The organism is Cupriavidus campinensis (assembly GCF_905397395.1).
GTDB classification, from domain to species: Bacteria; Pseudomonadota; Gammaproteobacteria; order Burkholderiales; family Burkholderiaceae; genus Cupriavidus; species Cupriavidus campinensis.
This window is the reverse complement of record NZ_CAJPVH010000032.1, coordinates 22292-38121: the sequence shown is the minus strand read 5'-3', so window position 1 is coordinate 38121 and position 15830 is coordinate 22292. Positions and strand designations below refer to the sequence as shown.

The following is a 15830-nucleotide window of genomic DNA, read 5'->3' as shown; positions in this document are numbered from 1 at the left end:
AAGGGGCCGATACGGCCCCTTCCCTTGCTTCCTCGCTGCACGCTTTGCCGATCTTGGCAGGCGTTATCCGACGATCCGCAGCGAATAGTCGGTCGCGCGCACATCCTTGGTCAGCGCGCCCACCGAGATCCGGTCCACGCCCGTCTCGGCGAATTCCCGGATCGACTCGGCATTGACGCCACCCGACACCTCCAGCAGGGCCCGCCCACGGTTGATTTCCACCGCTTCGCGCATCATCGGCACCGTAAAGTTGTCGATCAGCACCGATTTGGCGCCGGCAGCCAGCGCTTCTTTCAGTTCGGCGATCGATTCCACCTCGATCTGCACCGAAGCGTCCGTGCCCAGCGCCAGCGCGGCCTGCATGGCCGCCGTGATGCTGCCCGCCGCCGCGATATGGTTTTCCTTGATCAGGATGCCGTCATAGAGCGCGAGCCGCTGGTTCTCGCCGCCGCCGATGCGCACCGCGTACTTCTGCGCCAGGCGCAGGCCCGGCAGCGTCTTGCGGGTGTCGAGCACACGGGCCCGCGTGTCGGCAATCAGATCCGCATAGCGCCGGGTGGCCGTGGCCACGCCGGACAGCAGTTGCAGGAAGTTCAGCGATGGGCGCTCCGCCGTCAGCAGCGCGCGCGCCGGACCGGCGATCTCGCACACCACGTCATCGGGCGCCATCCGCGCGCCTTCCTCCTTGAGCCAACGCACCTGAAGCCGCGCGTCGACGGCCGCCATGCATGCGTCGAACCAGGGCTGGCCGCACAGCACCGCACTCTCGCGCACGATCACGCGCGCCCGCACGGGCTTGTCGGCCGGAATCAGCAGACCCGTCAGGTCGCCGGTGCCCACATCCTCGGCAATTGCCGCCTGTACGTTGGCCGCCAGCGCCGCTTGCAGCGCCGGGCCGTAACTCTCGAACACGGAATTCAGGGTCATGCCGGGCCCACTCCCTGGAACAGCGCGCCCGCCTGGGCCAGATCGCTGGCCGGGCGCACATTGGCCTTCTGCTGTGCGGCGAAGTCGAGCATCCGCTCGATGCAGGTAACAGCGCGCTGGCCGATGATCGGGTCCACATGGATCTCGTTGCGCCCCGTTTCCAGCACTTCGGCCAGATTCGTCAGTGCATTCATGGCCATCCACGGGCAATGCGCGCAGCTCTTGCAGGTGGCGCTGTTGCCGGCCGTGGGGGCCTCAATGAAATGCTTGCCCGGCGCGGCCATCCGCATCTTGTGCAGGATGCCGTTGTCAGTGGCCACGATGAATTCGTTGGCGTCGAGGTGCTGGGCTGCCGCAATCAGCTGGCTCGTGGAACCCACCACGTCTGCCTGCGCCACCACATTGGCCGGCGATTCGGGGTGCACCAGGATCTTGGCGTTTGGATAGTCCTTGCGCAGCAGGTCCAGTTCGATGCCCTTGAACTCGTCATGCACCAGGCAGGAGCCCTGCCACAGCAGCATGTCGGCACCGGTTTCCTTCTGGATGTAGCTGCCGAGGTGCTTGTCCGGCGCCCAGAGAATCTTTTCGCCGCGCGCGTGTAGATGTTCGACGATTTTCAGGCCGATGCTGGACGTCACCATCCAGTCCGCACGGGCCTTCACGGCCGCACTGGTATTGGCGTAGACCACCACCGTGCGATCCGGGTGGGCATCGCAGAATGCCGAGAATTCGTCCGCCGGGCAGCCGAGGTCCAGCGAGCACGTAGCGTCGAGGTCCGGCATCAGGATGGTCTTCTCGGGGCTCAGGATCTTGGCGGTCTCGCCCATGAAGCGCACGCCGGCCACGACCAGCGTCTGGGCGGCATGATCGCGGCCGAAGCGCGCCATTTCCAGCGAATCCGACACGCAGCCGCCGGTTTCCTCGGCTAGGTCCTGCAGGTCGGCATCGACGTAATAGTGCGCCACGAGCACCGCGTTGCGCTCCTTGAGCAGCTTGCGGATGCGGGCCTTGAGCCCCTGGCGCTCGTCGGGGGTCAGCGCGGGCGGCACTTTGGCCCAGGCATGAGCCACGCAACTGCCGCCGGCTGCGCTTTCGGTATCCGTCAGGTTCGGTTTCTCGAACTCGACGGCCTTGATCGTTTGTGGGGTCATCTCAGCAGTACTCCTCGGGGCACCCGTGGGCCGCCGCGCTTGGAAGCACGCGGTCTGACCTGGACATGGGGGAGTGTAGCGAAAAGAAAAGCCCCGCCAGGGGCGGGGCTTTTACCATGCGGGCGCGACGCGAATTGTATCAGGCGTACCGGCGCAGGCGCAGCGAAAACTCTTGCAGGGCCTGGATACCGCTGGCTTCGGCGCGATGGCACCACGCCTGCAGTTGCTGGAGCAGCTGTTCGCGCGTGAGGCTCGAACGGCCCCAGATCGCGGCGAGCTCGCGGCGCATTTCCACGAAGGTATGCAGCGCCTTGTTCTGCTCGACGATGCTGGCCAGTTGCTGGCGCTGCGGCGCGGCCAGCTTGCCTTCCTCGCGATGGAACCACTTGCGGGCAAGCTCGAAGTGGCTGTAGTCGGCCGCGCGGCCTTCCTTCAGCTTCTCCAGTTCCTCGTTGTACGCGCTCTTCACGGCCTTGGCGTAGCGCGCCATGACGTCGTAGCGGTTGGCGATGATCGCTTCCAGCGTGTTGTGGTCCACCGGGCGGGCATCCACCAGACGGGCCTTGGGCGGGGTCTTCTTGACCTTGGCCAGCCCCACGGCCTGCATCGCGCGGATGTACCACCAGCCCACATCGATCTCGTACCACTTGATCGAGAACTTGGCTGACGTCGGGTACGTGTGGTGGTTGTTGTGCAGCTCTTCGCCGCCAATGATGAAGCCCCACGGCGACACGTTGGTCGAAGCATCCTCGCAATCGTAGTTGCGATAGCCCCACCAGTGGCCCAGGCCGTTGATGATGCCGGCCGCGTGGATCGGGATCCAGAGCATCTGTACGGCCCAGACCGACAGGCCGATCACGCCGAACAGCGCCACGTCGATGATCAGCATCAGGCCAACGCCCTGCCAGGCGAAGCGCGAGTACACGTTACGCTCGACCCAGTCGTCAGGCGTGCCATGGCCGAACTTGGCGATGGTTTCCTTGTTCTTGGCTTCCTCGCGATACAGCTCCGCGCCTTCCAGCAGCACCTTGCGGATGCCGCGGGTCTGCGGGCTGTGCGGATCGTCCTCGGTCTCGCACTTGGCGTGGTGCTTGCGGTGGATGGCGGTCCATTCCTTGGTCACCATGCCCGTCGTCAGCCACAGCCAGAAGCGGAAGAAGTGCTGCGCAATAGGGTGCAGATCCAGCGACCGGTGCGCCATGCAGCGGTGCAGGAAAATGGTCACGCCGGCGATCGTGATGTGCGTCACCACGAGGGTGTAGATCACGATCTCCCACCAGGACCAGTTGGCAAGGCCGTTGGCGGCCCAGTCAAGAATTGAGTCGAACAAACTGTTCTCCGTCTGTGAATCGAAGGTCTTGCAGCGCGGCACGATGGTGCGGCGCGGCGAACGCGCAGAAAAAAGACTGCGAAATCAGGCGATTGCGATTATTACTGGCGCCTGGCGCAACCTGTCGAGACAGTATGGGAGCCGGGCGAAGGCACGAGCCGCTGCAATCTGGCGGCTGTCTGATGTGGGGCTGCGGCTTGCTCTGCAGGCGCGCGTCAGCCCGGTATTCTACCGGATCGGCGCGACTCGAACATCCGCTTTTTCCCCGACTTTGAGTAGCCCCCGTGGCTTTCGTTCCCCTTTCATGCAAGGGGTGGCGCGGACGCCGCATCCGCCGCCAGGACACGCATTTCCCGCTGCGGATACGGAATCGAGATGCCATGCTCGCGGAAAGTGCGCCAAATGGCACGATTCATCGCCGATTGCACGCCGAGCTTGCCGTTTTGCGGGTCGGCGATATTGACCGCCACCTCGTATTCGATGCCGCTGTCCGCGAACATGACGAGAAAGGCAGCCGGGGCCGGCTCGGGCAGCACGCGCGGCAGGCCGCGCACGCAATCCTGCAGCAAGGTGATCACGGTTTCGGGGTCGGCGGCGTAGTCGGCCTGCACGCGTGTCGCCACGCGCACATTGGTGCCCGAAAACGAATGGTTCTGCACCGATTGGGCAACAAGTTGCTCATTCGGCACAAGCGTCTCGCCATCGCCATTCCGGACCACGGTGTAGCGGGTGCGGATCTGCGAGACGATTCCGGTGTACTTGTCCACCGTGATCTGGTCGCCGAGCTTGACCGAGCGGTCCAGCAGGATGATGAAGCCCGAGATGTAGTTGCTGGCGATCTTCTGCAGACCCAGGCCGAGGCCCACGCCCAGCGCGCCGCCGAAGACCGACAGCACGGTCAGGTCAATGCCGACCAGCGACAGGCTCAGCAGCAGCGACACCAGCAGCAGCAGCGCCTTGGCGATGCGCGTGAGCACCACCTTGAGGTTCGAGTCCAGGCTCGGCGCGCGCATCAGCCGCTCCTCGAGCCAGGAGCCGAACCACATCGCCGCGAGCACGGTCAGCAGAATCCAGACCACGCCCATCAGTGTGCTGGCCAGGCTGACGTCGTGCTTGCCGCCGATCGAGAAGCGCACCGCATGCATCCACGCCATCACATCGGACAGCACGCCCAGCACATACAGCGCCATGCCGAGCCAGACCACCGTGGTGAGCACCTTCTCCACCAGCACCAGCATGCCGTGCAACTGCCCGTTGCCCGACAATACGCGCCGCAGGATGTAGAAGCCGACATAAAGCGAGCTGATACCGAACAGCGGCACCAGCGCCAGCCGCAGCACGCTGATTGACAGGAAGGGCGCCAGCGCGAAGCGCGCCGTCAGGACCAGCAACCAGCCAATCAGCGGAAACATCGCCCGCTCAAGGCTGACGGCGGCCAGCCTGAGCGAGAAACTCGACGATTCGTAGCGCGCTTCCAGCCGTCCGGTCACATGGCGCGCAAGCGGCCATGCCACCAGCAGGCAGGCAGCCAGGACCCCCAGCTGCCAGAAGAAGCCCGGCCCGCCCGCATCGCGGAGCAGGTCGTCAAGCATCTTGCCAAATCCGGAATGCTCCATGGATGCCGGGGCTTATCGGGTACGTTCCAGCACCGCCGCAAAGAAGCCATCGGTCTGATGGATGTGCGGATACAGCGCCAACATGCCGCCTTCTGCCGGCAATTCCGGCACTTCGATCTTCTGCTCGGCCAGCACCTCGGCCACGGGCACCAGACGGAAATTCTCGTGGGTTGCCAGGAAATCGCGGATGATCGCCTCGTTTTCGGCTTCCAGCACGCTGCACGTGGCGTACACAACACGTCCGCCACCCTTCACCAGCCGGGCAGCCGAATCAAGGATGGCCGACTGCTTGGCGGTCAATTCGAGCACCGACTCCGGTGACTGGCGCCACTTCAGGTCGGGGTTGCGGCGCAGGGTGCCCAGGCCGCTGCAAGGCGCGTCCACCAGCACGCGGTCAATCTTGCCGGCCAGACGCTTGATCTTGGCGTCGCGTTCGGAATCGATCAGCACCGGATGCACGTTCGACAGCCCGCTGCGCGCCAGACGCGGCTTCAGGTTGGCCAGCCGCTTCTCGGACACGTCGAAGGCGTAGAGCCGGCCGGTCGAGCGCATGGCGGCGCCCAGCGAGAGCGTCTTGCCGCCGGCGCCCGCGCAGAAGTCCACGACCATCTCGCCACGCTTGGGCGCCACGAGGTGGCACAGCAACTGGCTGCCTTCGTCCTGCACCTCCACGCCGCCGTTGATAAACAGCGGCAACTGGTTCAGCGCGGGCTTGCCCTTGAGGCGGATGCCGGCGGGGGACATCGGGGCGACTTCGGCGGCGATACCAGCCGTTTCCAGCTCGGCCAGGGCCTCTTCGCGGGAGATCTTCGCCGTATTCACACGCAGGTCAAGCGGCGCGGGGCGCAGCCAGGCATCGCCGAGGGCGGTGGTGAAGGCTTCGCCATGGCGCGCGACGAGGTCGTCGTAGAGCCATTCCGGCAGGTTGGCGCGCACGCGCGGCGAGAGGCTGGAGCGCTCAATCGTCGTCAGCCGGTCCAGCCACTCGGCTTCGTCCGGGTAGAGGAACGGGCTCAGGACATCGCGGCCCAGCGTTGCGGCGAGGCCGAGCAGGCCCAGCCGGCGGGTGGCCGCACCGGTGCCGCTTTCGGCGAATTGGCCGAATTCGACGCGTCGGCGCAACACTGCGTAGATCGCCTCGGCGATGATGCCGCGATCCCGATGGCCGAGCTTCGCGTTCTCGCGGAAGTAATAGCTGACCACGGCGTCGGCCGGGCGCGCGAACAGCAGCACCTTGCCCAGCAGCCGCTCGATGTGTTGCAGGTGGAACGCCTGCAGGCCGCTCCCCGAGCGCCCATATGCGCCATCCACCCCTTGCGGGCGCGGCGTGGCGGCCTTGCGGATGGGGCTGCCCTTGCCTTTGCTGCTGCGCGAACGCTGGCGGTTGTCCTGAGGTGTTGCGGGATTACGACTCATTGAGAGATGCCTGCCGCCGGAGCGGAGAGGGCCAGCAACCACTGGGGTTCGGCCGGTTGAACTTGAACCACGCCGTCGCGTACCTGCAGACGGTCTTCCACAAACCAGCGGACGGCGCGGGGATACATCACATGCTCGCAGTCGAGCAAACGCGTGGCGAGCGACTCCGGAGTGTCGCCAGGCAGAACATCGAGTGCTGCTTGCAGCACGATCGGACCATGATCGAGCTCCGGAGTGACGAAATGGACCGTCGCCCCGTGAAACTTGACGCCGGCCTCGAGGGCCTGGCGATGGGTATGGAGTCCCGGGAAACTGGGCAGCAGCGACGGGTGGATATTCAGCATGCGGCCCGCGTAATGCTCCACGAACTCGGGCGTCAGAATGCGCATGAAGCCCGCCAGCACAACGAGATCGGGCTGGTGCGCGTCGATGGCATTGCGCATCGCCGCATCAAAACCGGCACGATCGGGGTACTGCTTGTGGTCCACCACGCCCGTGGCAATGCCGTGTTCCGCCGCAAACGCCAGACCGCTGGCGTCGGGACGGTTCGACAGCACCGCCGCCACGCGCCCCGGCCACTGCTCGGCGGCACAGGCCCGGACGATGGCTTCCATGTTGCTGCCACGCCCGGAAATCAGGATCACAATATTTTTCATCGGCGCGATTCTACCAAGCTGTCGTCCAAACGCTTGCAAAGCGAGCACATTAGGTACTTAATTCACGCGAAACCGACCTCCGGCGCGGGCGCGCGGTGCCCAGTACGATGCATATACCCCTGTGTGATGGATTGTGACGCCTTCCCCGCTCTGATAGAGTGGTCACTACGTCCACGCGCCACTGTGCAAGTAGGTGACAACAAGGACGAGACGGGAAATTAGACGGGAATACGCATGTCGAACGCTGCACCGACTTTGTTGGTGGTCGATGATCATCCTATGGCCCTCTCAGGCACCACCGCATTTCTCGCGGAGGTGATGCCCGATGTCGCCGTCCATGCGGCGGGCAGTGCCAAGGAAGCTCTCCACTCGCTGAACCAGGGATTGCGCCCCGATATCGTGCTGCTCGATATCTGGCTGAACGACGGTACCGGCTTCGATGCCATGCTGGCATTCAAGACCGTGATCCCGAGCGCGCGCTTCATCTTCATGTCCGCCGAGGCCACACCAGAGATTGTGGGCCGCGCGCGGGCGCTCTCCGCCTGCGGCTTCGTGGGCAAGCACCTCGACGCCAACGCCTTCACGGCCGCCGTGCGCAAGGTGCTGGCCGGCGATACCAGCTTCCCCACCGACGAGGCGCTCTCCGGCCGCTCCCAGTCCTTCGGCCCCGCCCATGGCATTCCCGTGACGCCGGCCGAGCTGGGCCTGACGCCGCGCCAAGGCTCGGTGCTCGCACTGGTGCTGGAAGGACTGCCGAACAAGGTCATCGCCCGCAAGCTGGGGCTCACCGAGAATACGGTCAAGGAGCACGTCTCCGCCATCCTGCAACGGCTGGGCGTGCGCACGCGGATGCAGGTCATGTCGCGCATGGAACGGTTCCGGCTTCGCCAGTAATCCATCGTAGGATCTTCAAGCCATAACGCCACCCCGAGCGGTGGCGTTATGCATTGCAGCACGAACGATGGTCAGGCCGGATGGAGCCAGCGCCGCAGCAGCATGCGCAGATTACTCGGGTCCACCGGCTTGGGCAGCACGAAGTAGCCCGCCTCCTCGGCGGCCTGGAGCGCCGCCGATTTCAGGTCTCCGGTCAGCAGTGCGCTGCGCGCCTGGGGCTGCGTGGTCTGCCAGCGTTCGAGCAGATCCAGGCCATTTTCGCTGCCGGGCAGGCGCAGGTCGCAGAAGATGATGTCCGGCTTCAGCCCCTTGGCGAACAGCGCGTCGGCCTCGGCGCCATGGGCGGCGCAGGCCACGCGGATGCCCCACGCCTCCATCAGCGCGATCCACGCCTTGCGGATCTGGCTGTCGTCGTCCACCACCAGCACCGTGCCGCGCAGCCGCTCGGGCTTGGCCTCCTGCGCCTGGATGTTGGCGCGCATGGCGCGCACGGCCTCCACGGTCTCAGCCGGCACCGGCGCCAGCGCGAACCAGAACACCGAGCCCTTGCCCGGCACCGAGCGCACGCCATAGGTGCCGCGCATCAGGCGCACGCATTCCTTGAAGATCGCCAGCCCCAGCCCCAGGCCCTGCGAGGGGTCGCGCTGCGGGTTATGGACCTGGTAATACGGCGAGAAAATGTCCGGGAGGTGCTCGGGCGTGATACCGGCGCCGGTGTCCCAGACTTCGAGCCGGATATGCTTGCGCCGCTGCCGCGCCGTCACCAGCACGCCGCCGCGCTTGGTATAGCGCAGCGCGTTCTGCACCAGATTGAACAGCGCGCGGCGCAGCAGCACCGGCTCGGCCATCGCATACAGCTCGCTCGGCACGCGCGGGCTCAGGGTCAGGCCGCTGTCGCGCGCATCGGCGGCAAACTGGCTCATGACATCGTTGATCAGCGAACTCAGCTCGCACGGCTCCAGCGTCGGCAGCACCTTGCGGCCTTCGAGCTTGGAGAGGTCGAGCAAGGACCGGAACAGCAGGTCGATGGTCTGCGTGCCGGCCGCGACCTGCTCCACCAGCGGATGGAGCGAACTCGACTGGTTGCGCGCACGCAACGCTTCCACGAGCATGACCAGCGCATGCACGGGCTGGCGCAGGTCGTGGCTGGCGGCGGCCAGGAAGCGGGATTTCTCCTCGCTGGCGTGGAGCGCGCGCTCCTTTTCCTCCTGGAACTGCTTGGCCAGCCGGCGGCTTTCGCTCTCCAGCTGGATGGCGCGCACCAGCGTCTGCTGCAGGTTCAGCGCGTGGCGCGCCAGCATCAGCGCGTACAGGGCGAGCAGCACCTGCACGTAGCCGCCGTGGTTCGGGAAGGCGAAATCGGCCAGCAATACGTTCGGCACGAGGATCGGCACGCCCGCGAAGACAAGGTTCGACGGGATGGGCGATTGCGAGGTAGCGCCGCCCGCCAGCACGCCGAGCGTGAGCAGGTACAGCACGCTCGAGAACACCACGGAGCTGGAATACAGGTGCAGCAGCGCAGAGCTGCCCCAGGTCAGGCCGGTGAGGAAGGCGATGGCGCGCATGTGGTTCCACCACTTGCGCGTGTGCGCTGAACGGCTCATTTTTCCAGCGTCGCGCTGGTAGCCAAGATAGAACCAGGTGCCACTGGCGGTCAGCACGGCCATGATCGCGCACCAGGCCAGCAGGGCAATGTGGTTGGCCTCGCTCCAGAAGGCGGCGGCGGTCAGCCACGGCAGCAGGACCGACGCGGCGATGCCGGTGGGCGAGACGCGGTGCACCGTGGCAAGCAGCTTGGCCCGTGTCTCGGTATCCAGTTGTGGCCCGGGCGGGGGCAATATCTTGTTGAGCAGCGCGTTCAAAGAGGGCTCTGGCATGTCCGAGTCGCGCATATCATGCCGGCTTTTGCCTGAGGGCGCCACGCCCGGCGGGCCGGATGACGCACAAAATCAACGCTTGCGGGCAAGGCGCCGCCCTGCCCGGCCCCCGGCTGGCCCGGTCCACCCCCAAAGCGGGGCAAGCCGCCCCATTCGCCTTATAATGCCCCCTTTCCCCAAAACGCTAAGTCCGCCGTCCTCGTGAAAGTCTTCCGCGGCCTGCCCAACGCCGAAAGCCGGGCGCCCTGCGCGCTCACCATCGGCAATTTCGACGGTGTGCATCGCGGCCACCAGTCGTTGCTCGCCCGCGCCCGCGCTGCCGCGGATGCCCGTGGCCTGCCGCTCTGTGTGATGACGTTCGAGCCGCATCCGCGCGAATTCTTCACCCCCGAGCACGCGCCCACGCGCATCGCGCTGTTGCGCGACAAGCTCGACGCCCTGCGCCGCAACGGGGTGGACCGCGTGGTCGTGGAACACTTCAACGCCCATTTCGCCGCCCAGTCCCCGCAGGCATTCGTCGAGAACGTGCTCTGGCACGGACTGCACGCGCGCTGGGTGCTGGTGGGCGATGACTTCCGCTTTGGCGCCCGCCGCGCCGGCGACTTTGCCTATCTCCAGGAAGCGGGCCGCCAGTTCGGGTTCGACGTCGAGCAGATGGGCTCCGTCTCCGAAGGCGGCATCCGCATCTCCAGTTCGGCCGTGCGCCAGGCGCTGGCCGACGGCGACCTCGAGCACGCCCGGCGCCTGCTCGGCCATGGCTATGCCATCAGCGGGCACGTGATCCACGGCCGCAAGCTCGGCCGTGACCTCGGTTTCCCGACGCTGAACCTCAAGATCTCGCACAAGCGGCCCGCCGTGAACGGCATCTTCGTGGTGCAGGTGCACGGGCTGGCCGAACATCCGTTGCCCGGCGTGGCCAGCATCGGCGTCCGGCCCACCGTCGAGGATGCCGGCCGCGTGCTGCTGGAAGTGCATCTGTTCGACTTCAACGAGAACCTGTACGGCAAGCTGGTCCGCGTGGAATTCATGAAGAAGCTGCGCGACGAAGCGCGCTTCGACACGCTCGAGGCCCTGACGGCCGCCATCGCCCAGGACACCCTCGACGCCCGCGCCTTCTTCGGCCTGGCCGCCCCCGGCGGCACCGAGGCCGGCCCGGGCCGGCGCGACTTCGCCACCTCCGCCACCGACCGAATTAGCTAGCGGCCGGCCGCTGCCAGAGGTTGCAGCAGCCGGGACCCGCCCCGCCGTAGCCCATGACCAGCGCGCCGGCCATCCACCCGCCGCGCCCAACCGAATTGCCCCGAGAATCGAACATGTCCGACGAGAAACGCGCCAAGCCCGAGAAAAGCAAGTATCCGGTGAACCTGCTGGATACCCCCTTCCCCATGCGTGGCGACCTGCCCAAGCGCGAGCCGCAATGGGTGAAGCAGTGGCAGGACAAGCAGCTGTACAGGAAGATCCGCGCCGCGCGCAAGGGCGCGAAGAAGTTCGTGCTGCACGACGGCCCCCCGTATGCCAACGGCGACATCCACATCGGCCACGCCGTGAACAAGGTCCTCAAGGACATGATCATCAAGGCGCGCGGGCTGACCGGCCTGGACGCCGTGTACGTGCCGGGCTGGGACTGCCACGGCATGCCGATCGAGATCCAGATCGAGAAGAAGTTCGGCAAGGGCCTGCCGGTGCAGGAAGTGCAGGCCAAGGCACGTGCCTACGCCACCGAGCAGATCGCCCGCCAGAAGGTGGACTTCGAGCGCCTGGGCGTGCTGGGCGACTGGGACCACCCCTACCTGACCATGAACTTCAGCAACGAGGCCGATGAGCTGCGGGCGCTGGGCAAGATCATGGAGAAGGGGTACGTGTTCCGCGGCCTGAAGCCCGTGAACTGGTGTTTCGACTGCGGTTCGGCGCTGGCCGAGGCCGAGGTCGAGTACAAGGACAAGACCGACCTGTCGATCGACGTGGGCTTCCCGTTCGCGGAGCCTGAGAAGCTCGCGCACGCCTTCCAAGTGCCGGTGGCGCAGCTCGCCGGCAAGCCCGGCTGGGTGGTGATCTGGACCACCACGCCGTGGACCATCCCGAGCAACCAGGCGCTGAACATGCACCCGGAAGTGGAATACGCGCTGGTGGACACGCCGCGCGGCTTCCTGATCCTGGCCAAGGATCGCGTCGAGGAACAACTCAAGACCTATGCGCTGGAAGGTAGCGTGGTGGCCACTGCGCGCGGCGACGCGCTGTCGGAAATCCGCTTCCACCACCCGCTGGCCAAGGTCGATGCCGGCTACGCGCGCACCTCGCCGGTCTACCTCGGCGACTACGTGACCACCGATACCGGCACCGGCATCGTCCACTCGGCGCCGGCCTATGGCGTGGAAGATTTCCAGTCCTGCAAGGCGCACGGCATGCCCGACGCGGACATCATCAGCCCGGTGATGGGCGATGGCGTCTACGCCAGCACGCTGCCGCTGTTCGGCGGGCTCTCGATCTGGGCCGCGAATCCCAAGATCGTGGAGGTGCTGCGCGAGTCCGGCAACCTGTTCAATTCGCATAAGTACGAGCACAGCTACATGCACTGCTGGCGTCACAAGACGCCGATCATCTACCGCGCCACCTCGCAGTGGTTCGCGGGGATGGACGTGGACCCGGTCGACAACGGCCCCACGCTGCGCGCGACCGCGCTGGCCGGTATCGAGGCCACCGAGTTCTACCCCGCCTGGGGCAAGCAGCGGCTGCACAACATGATCGCCAACCGCCCGGACTGGACGCTCTCGCGCCAGCGCCAATGGGGCGTGCCGATGGCGTTCTTCGTCCACAAGGAAACGGGCGCCCTGCATCCGCGCACGCCGGAGCTGCTGGAGCAGATTGCCCAGCGCGTGGAGGCGCACGGCATCGAGGCCTGGCAGGCACTCGATCCGAAGGAATTGCTAGGCGATGAGGCCGCCGTCTACGAGAAGAACCGCGATACGCTCGACGTCTGGTTCGACTCCGGCACCACGCACTGGACCGTGATCCGGGGCTCGCACCGCGATGACCTCTACGATCCGGCTGCCGATACCCCTGATGGCCGCCTGGCGGACCTCTACCTCGAAGGCTCGGACCAGCATCGCGGCTGGTTCCACTCGTCGCTGCTGACCGCCTCGATGCTGTACGGCAAGCCACCGTACAAGGCGCTGCTGACCCACGGCTTCACCGTGGACGGCGAAGGTCGCAAGATGTCCAAATCGGTCGGCAACACCGTGTCGCCGCAGGACATCTCCAACAAGATGGGCGCCGAGATCATCCGCCTCTGGGTGGCTTCCACGGACTACTCCGGCGAACTGTCGATCTCGGACGAAATCCTGAAGCGCGTGGTGGAAGGCTATCGCCGGATTCGTAATACGCTGCGATTCCTGCTGTCGAACCTGACCGACTACGACCACGCCAAGCATGCGCTGCCGGCCTCCGAATGGCTCGAGATCGACCGCTACGCCGTAGCGCTGACAGACCGCCTGCAGAAGGAAGTGCTGTCGCACTACCAGGCGTACGAGTTCCACCCGGTGGTGGCCAAGCTCCAGACCTTCTGCTCGGAAGACCTGGGCGGCTTTTACCTCGACGTGCTCAAGGACCGCCTGTACACCACGGCGCCCGATTCGCAGGCCCGCCGCGCCGCCCAGAACGCGCTGTATCACATCACCCAGGCCATGCTGCACTGGATGGCGCCGTTCCTGTCGTTCACGGCCGAGGAAGCGTGGCAGGTCTTCGCCCACGGCACCGAGCACACGGACACCATCTTCACGAGCACGTACTACGCGGTGCCCGCCGTCGACAACGCCGACGATCTCCTGCAAAAATGGCACGAAATCCGCGCCGTGCGCGCGGAGGTGACCAAGCAGCTGGAGTCGGTGCGTGTGGAAGGCGAGATCGGTTCGTCGCTGCAGGCCGAAGTCACGATCGCGGCCGGCGGCCCGGTGCTGGAGGCCCTGCAGAGCCTGCACGACGACCTGCGCTTCGTGCTGCTGACCTCTGCGGCCAAGGTCACGGCCGCGCCGGAAGGCGGCGACCTGCTCGTCACGGTCACGCCGTCGGCGCACGCGAAGTGCGAACGTTGCTGGCATTACCGCGCCGATGTGGGCCATAACCCCGAACATCCGACTCTTTGCGGCCGCTGCGACAGCAACCTGTTCGGCGCCGGTGAACACAGGAGCCACGCCTGATGGCATCGTCCTCCACCCGATCGACGCGCGCCACGCCGGCTCGTAAAACTTCCAAGAGCCGTGGCAGTGCCAATGTCACGCCCTGGCTCTGGATGGCCTTCGCGCTGCTGGTGGTCCTGATCGACCAGTTCTTCAAGATCCTGATCACGCGTTCGTTCCAGTACGGCGAGTCGCGCCCGGTCACGCGCTTCTTCAACCTCGTGCTGGTCTATAACAAGGGCGCGGCGTTCAGCTTCCTGGCCGACGCCGGCGGCTGGCAGCGTTGGTTCTTCACGCTGCTGGGCGTGGTGGTAGGCGGCTTCATCGTCTGGCTGCTGTACCGCCATACGGGACAGAAGCTGTTCTGCCTGGCGGTGTCCCTGATCCTGGGCGGCGCCATCGGCAACGTCGTGGATCGCGTGCTGTACGGCCATGTGATCGACTTCCTCGACTTCCACTGGCGCAACATGCATTTCCCGGCGTTCAACGTGGCCGATTGCGCCATCACGGTCGGCGCGGTGCTGCTGATTCTGGACGAACTGCGACGCGTTCGTCGTCACTGACTGGAACCCTGAGAGCCTACCCATGGATCTGCGAGGCAAGCACATCGTCCTTGGCCTGACCGGCGGCATCGCCTGCTACAAGTCGGCCGAGCTGGTCCGGCTGCTGACCAAGGCCGGGGCCACCGTGCAGGTGGCGATGACCGAGGCGGCAACGCATTTCATCACGCCCGTGACCATGCAGGCGCTGTCGGGGCGGCCCGTGTTCCTGTCGCAGTGGGACGCGCGCATCGACAACAACATGGCCCACATCGACCTCTCGCGCGAGGCCGATGCCATCCTGATCGCCCCGGCCTCCACCGATTTCCTGGCCAAGCTGGCCAACGGCCTGTGCGACGATCTGCTGACAACGCTCTGCATCGCGCGCGAATGCCCGCTGCTTGTGGCGCCAGCGATGAACCGCCAGATGTGGGCAGCCGCGCCCACCCAGCGCAACGCCGCGCAACTGCGCGCGGACGGCGTGGCGATTCTCGGCCCGGGCACCGGCGACCAGGCCTGCGGCGAGATCGGCGATGGCCGGATGCTGGAACCGGCGGAGATCGTCGAGGATCTCGTCGCCTTCTTCCAGCCCAAGCCGCTCGCCGGCAAGCGCGTGCTGATCACGGCCGGGCCGACCTTCGAGGCGATCGACCCCGTGCGCGGCATCACCAACCTGTCGTCGGGCAAGATGGGCTTCTCGATTGCCCGCGCCGCGCGCGAGGCCGGCGCCGACGTGCTGCTGGTGGCCGGCCCCACCGCGCTGCCCACGCCGCGCGGGGTGGTGCGCACCGACGTACGCAGCGCCCAGCAGATGCACGACACGGTGATGGCGCAACTGCGCGATGTCGACGTCTTCGTCGCCGTGGCGGCCGTGGCCGATTGGCGCCCTGCCGAGGTGTCCCGGCAGAAGCTCAAGAAGGCCAACGACACCGACACGCCTACGCTGCAGTTCGTCCAGAATCCGGACATCCTGGCCGCCGTGGCGGCGCGCGCCGATGCGCCCTATTGCGTGGGGTTCGCCGCCGAAAGCGAGAACCTGGAGCAATACGGCGAGCAGAAGCGCCAGCGCAAGGGCGTGCCGCTGCTGGTGGGCAATATCGGCCACCACACCTTCGGCATGGACGACAACGAGATCGTGCTGTTCGATGCAGGCGGCATGACGCGGCTGCCGCGCGCCGACAAACTCTCGCTCGCACGCGACCTCGTGGCCGCTATCGGCCAGCGCCTGCCGCGCAAACCCGTCTGAGCCTCC

General features: G+C 66.1%; 12 protein-coding genes. 5 read left to right on the top strand and 7 right to left on the bottom strand.

Annotated elements, in window-relative coordinates; all coding sequences use genetic code 11:
• Positions 1-63: 63 nt before the first annotated feature.
• The 6 genes from nadC to purN all read right to left on the bottom strand — a co-directional run bounded on the left by nadC (position 64) and on the right by purN (position 7096).
• Complete coding sequence (gene nadC / locus KHO18_RS17645) at positions 64-927, bottom strand: carboxylating nicotinate-nucleotide diphosphorylase (protein WP_211943638.1); 864 nt, start codon at positions 925-927, stop codon at positions 64-66.
• A complete protein-coding gene (nadA, locus tag KHO18_RS17640) occupies positions 924-2078 on the bottom strand; it encodes a quinolinate synthase NadA (RefSeq protein ID WP_144202376.1) in 1155 nt (384 codons plus the stop codon). The genes nadC and nadA overlap by 4 nt, the downstream gene beginning before the upstream one ends.
• 139 nt (positions 2079-2217) lie before the next feature.
• On the bottom strand, positions 2218-3408 hold the full coding sequence (locus tag KHO18_RS17635; RefSeq protein ID WP_144202378.1) for a DesA family fatty acid desaturase: 1191 nt from the start codon (positions 3406-3408) through the stop codon (positions 2218-2220).
• A gap of 302 nt (positions 3409-3710) precedes the next feature.
• On the bottom strand, positions 3711-5000 hold the full coding sequence (locus KHO18_RS17630) for a mechanosensitive ion channel family protein (RefSeq protein WP_244844886.1): 1290 nt from the start codon (positions 4998-5000) through the stop codon (positions 3711-3713).
• A 36-nt stretch (positions 5001-5036) separates the two neighbouring features.
• Positions 5037-6440: an RsmB/NOP family class I SAM-dependent RNA methyltransferase gene (locus KHO18_RS17625; protein WP_144202383.1), complete on the bottom strand. Its 1404-nt coding sequence runs from the start codon at positions 6438-6440 to the stop codon at positions 5037-5039.
• Positions 6437-7096: a phosphoribosylglycinamide formyltransferase gene (gene purN, locus KHO18_RS17620; protein ID WP_144202385.1), complete on the bottom strand. Its 660-nt coding sequence runs from the start codon at positions 7094-7096 to the stop codon at positions 6437-6439. Before purN ends, KHO18_RS17625 begins: the two co-directional genes overlap by 4 nt.
• Before the next feature lie 234 nt (positions 7097-7330).
• Between purN and KHO18_RS17615 the strand changes: the two genes are divergently transcribed.
• Entirely contained in the window at positions 7331-7990 is a 660-nt protein-coding gene (locus KHO18_RS17615; protein ID WP_092300966.1) for a response regulator, read from the top strand.
• A gap of 71 nt (positions 7991-8061) precedes the next feature.
• On the opposite strand, the gene KHO18_RS17610 is transcribed toward KHO18_RS17615, so the two are convergent.
• Positions 8062-9867 (bottom strand): ATP-binding response regulator, encoded by a 1806-nt coding sequence (locus KHO18_RS17610; protein WP_144202387.1) that lies wholly within the window; start codon positions 9865-9867, stop codon positions 8062-8064.
• Positions 9868-10068: 201 nt separating this feature from the next.
• Between KHO18_RS17610 and KHO18_RS17605 the strand changes: the two genes are divergently transcribed.
• From KHO18_RS17605 to coaBC, 4 genes are all read left to right on the top strand, one after another.
• On the top strand, positions 10069-11067 hold the full coding sequence (locus KHO18_RS17605; RefSeq protein WP_144202389.1) for a bifunctional riboflavin kinase/FAD synthetase: 999 nt from the start codon (positions 10069-10071) through the stop codon (positions 11065-11067).
• A 113-nt stretch (positions 11068-11180) separates the two neighbouring features.
• Positions 11181-14060, top strand: a complete 2880-nt coding sequence (gene ileS, locus KHO18_RS17600) for an isoleucine--tRNA ligase (RefSeq protein WP_144202391.1) — start codon at positions 11181-11183, stop codon at positions 14058-14060.
• Complete coding sequence (gene lspA / locus KHO18_RS17595) at positions 14060-14602, top strand: signal peptidase II (protein WP_092300975.1); 543 nt, start codon at positions 14060-14062, stop codon at positions 14600-14602. Before ileS ends, lspA begins: the two co-directional genes overlap by 1 nt.
• A 22-nt stretch (positions 14603-14624) precedes the next feature.
• Positions 14625-15824, top strand: a complete 1200-nt coding sequence (gene coaBC / locus KHO18_RS17590) for a bifunctional phosphopantothenoylcysteine decarboxylase/phosphopantothenate--cysteine ligase CoaBC (protein ID WP_144202393.1) — start codon at positions 14625-14627, stop codon at positions 15822-15824.
• Positions 15825-15830: the final 6 nt, after the last annotated feature.